Here is a 2,683-nt window from a genome sequence, read left to right on the forward strand (position 1 = left end):
ACGTAAAGGTGGGCACTCAAAGGAGACTGCCGCGGAGAACGCGGAGGAAGGCGGGGATGACGTCAAGTCATCATGCCCCTTATGGTCTGGGCTACACACGTACTACAATGGAACGGACAGAGAGCAGCGAACCCGCGAGGGCAAGCGAACCTCAAAAACCGTTTCCCAGTTCGGATTGCAGGCTGCAACTCGCCTGCATGAAGTCGGAATCGCTAGTAATCGCAGGTCAGCATACTGCGGTGAATACGTTCCCGGGTCTTGTACACACCGCCCGTCACACCACGGAAGTCGTTCACACCCGAAGCCGGCGCAGCCGTCTAAGGTGGGGAAGGTGACTGGGGTGAAGTCGTAACAAGGTAGCCGTATCGGAAGGTGCGGCTGGATCACCTCCTTTCTAAGGATTCAGATGAACCAACGGTTCACAATCTTAGGTCGGTCATTTGGCTTACGTTTTGCATTGTCTAGTTTTGAGGGTAACATCCATCATAAAATGGGGGCGTAGCTCAGCTGGGAGAGCACCTGCCTTGCAAGCAGGGGGTCAGGAGTTCGATTCTCCTCGTCTCCACCATCTTTTTCTTATCGGGTGTAACCCGATATAGGTTGTACTAAGCGAAGCAAAAGCTTTGATGGATAACAAGGAATGACAGCAAATTCAAGGGAGGCGTACTGATAGGTACGTTGACCGCAGAATTTGATGGCATGACACAGTTAGCCGCAAAGATCTTGCGTTCGCGCCTAATATGGGCCTATAGCTCAGCTGGTTAGAGCGCACGCCTGATAAGCGTGAGGTCAGTAGTTCAAGTCTACTTAGGCCCACCATTTTGTTCACTGAAAACTGCACAGAAGAAACAAGAAAATCTAAAACAAGGGAGACTTTGTGTACTCATGTCATAAAGTTTTCCTCACTAAAAGATTTTCCCAAGCAAATTAGGATAAAGCGAAAATACCTTTAAACTGATGACAAAAGTCGTTAGACGTAAGTCAAGTTTATAAGGGCATACGGCGGATGCCTAGGCGTTTTGAAACGAAGAAGGACGCGATAAGCTGCGATAAGCCATGACGAGCTGCAAGTAAGCATTGACTCATGGATTTCCGAATGGGGCAACCCGGCGGGAGTAACGTCCCGTCACTCTACCTTCGAGGTAGAGAGAAAACACCCGATGAACTGAAACATCTAAGTAGTCGGAGGAAAAGAAATCAAAGAGATTCCCTGAGTAGCGGCGAGCGAAACGGGAGGAGCCCAAACCAAGAGACTTCGGTTTCTTGGGGTTGCGGACCTGCAACAAACCGGACATTCTAGTGGAAGCATCTGGGAAGGTGCGGCAAAGAGAGTGAGACCCTCGTACACGAAAGAGTGAAAAGCGGGCAGGAATCCAGAGTACCACAGGGCACGAGGAACCCGGTGGGAAGCAGGGTGGACCACCATCCAAGGCTAAATACATCAAAACGACCGATAGCGAAAAGTACCGTGAGGGAAAGGTGAAAAGAACCCCGGGAGGGGAGTGCAATAGAACCTGAAACCGTATGTCTACAAACAGTCGGAGCACTTTAGATGTGCGACGGCGTGCCTATTGAAGAATGAACCGGCGAGTTAATTTATGCTGCGAGGTTAAGCGGGAGACGCGGAGCCGAAGCGAAAGCGAGTCTTAAGAGGGCTAAAGTAGCATGGATTAGACCCGAAACCACAGTGATCTATACATGTCCAGGTTGAAGCTCAGGTAAAAATGAGTGGAGGACCGAACCCGTGCGTGTTGAAAAACGTTGGGATGAGATGTGTATAGGGGTGAAATGCCAATCGAACGTGGAGATAGCTGGTTCTCCCCGAAATAGCTTTAGGGCTAGCCTCAGGCGAATCACCATAGAGACGGTAGAGCACTGATCGGGCAAGGGGGCGTAAAGCCTACCGACCCCAGTCAAACTACGAATGGCTCATATGGGCAGTCTGGGAGTCAGAATGCGAGTGATAAGACCCGTATTCAAGAGGGAAACAGCCCAGACCGCCGGCTAAGGTCCCAAATGCTGTGCTAAGTGGAGAAGGATGTAGGACTTCGAAAACAACCAGGATGTTGGCTCAGAAGCAGCCACCATTAAAAGAGTGCGTAATAGCTCACTGGTCGAGAGGCCCTGCGCCGAAAATATCCGGGGCTAAAGCACAGAACCGAAGCCGCGGCAAAGTTACTATGTAACTTTGGGTAGGGGAGCGTTCTTATCTGGACGAAGGCAGACCGGAAGGACTGCTGGACGGATAAGAAGTGAGAATGCCGGTATGAGTAGCGAAACGACAGGTGAGAATCCTGTCCACCGAAAGCCTAAGGTATCCCGGGCAACGCTCGTCGTCCCGGGGTTAGTCGGGACCTAAGCCGAGGCGAAAAGCATAGGCGATGGACAACTGGCGAAAATTCCAGTACCGGGCGTCTTCGTTTGAGGATGGAGTGACGCAGGAAGGAAGCTGAGCGCGCGAATGGTTGGGCGCGTCGAAGGCGGTAGGCTTGTATGGAGGCAAATCCCCATACTATAAGGCCGAGAACCGATAGATAGGAAAGACTACGGTCAATCTGAATTCAGCTGCACTACACTGCCAAGAAAAGCTTCTAACGAGAAGACGTCCGCCCGTACCAAAACCGACACAGGTAGGCGGGGAGAGAATCCTAAGGTGCGCGGGAAAACCCTCGTTAAGGAACTC

Annotated in this window: 2 tRNA genes and 2 rRNA genes (2 of these 4 running past the window's edge); all 4 read left to right on the forward strand. The window is 51.4% G+C overall.

Features of this window, described 5'->3' with window-relative positions:
- Positions 1 to 394, forward strand: a 16S ribosomal RNA gene (locus HMPREF9334_RS12880) (it extends 741 nt beyond the left edge of the window).
- Positions 395 to 492: 98 nt separating this feature from the next.
- Positions 493 to 568, forward strand: a tRNA-Ala gene (locus HMPREF9334_RS05235).
- A 174-nt stretch (positions 569 to 742) separates the two neighbouring features.
- Positions 743 to 819: transfer RNA gene (locus HMPREF9334_RS05240), tRNA-Ile, on the forward strand.
- Positions 820 to 979: 160 nt separating this feature from the next.
- A 23S ribosomal RNA gene (locus HMPREF9334_RS05245) occupies positions 980 to 2,683 on the forward strand; it runs 794 nt beyond the window's last position.
- The 16S and 23S rRNA genes sit together here with 2 tRNA genes alongside, the layout of an rRNA operon.

The sequence above is a fragment of the Centipeda infelix ATCC 43532 genome, assembly GCF_000234095.1.
Lineage (GTDB): Bacteria > Bacillota > Negativicutes > Selenomonadales > Selenomonadaceae > Centipeda > Centipeda infelix.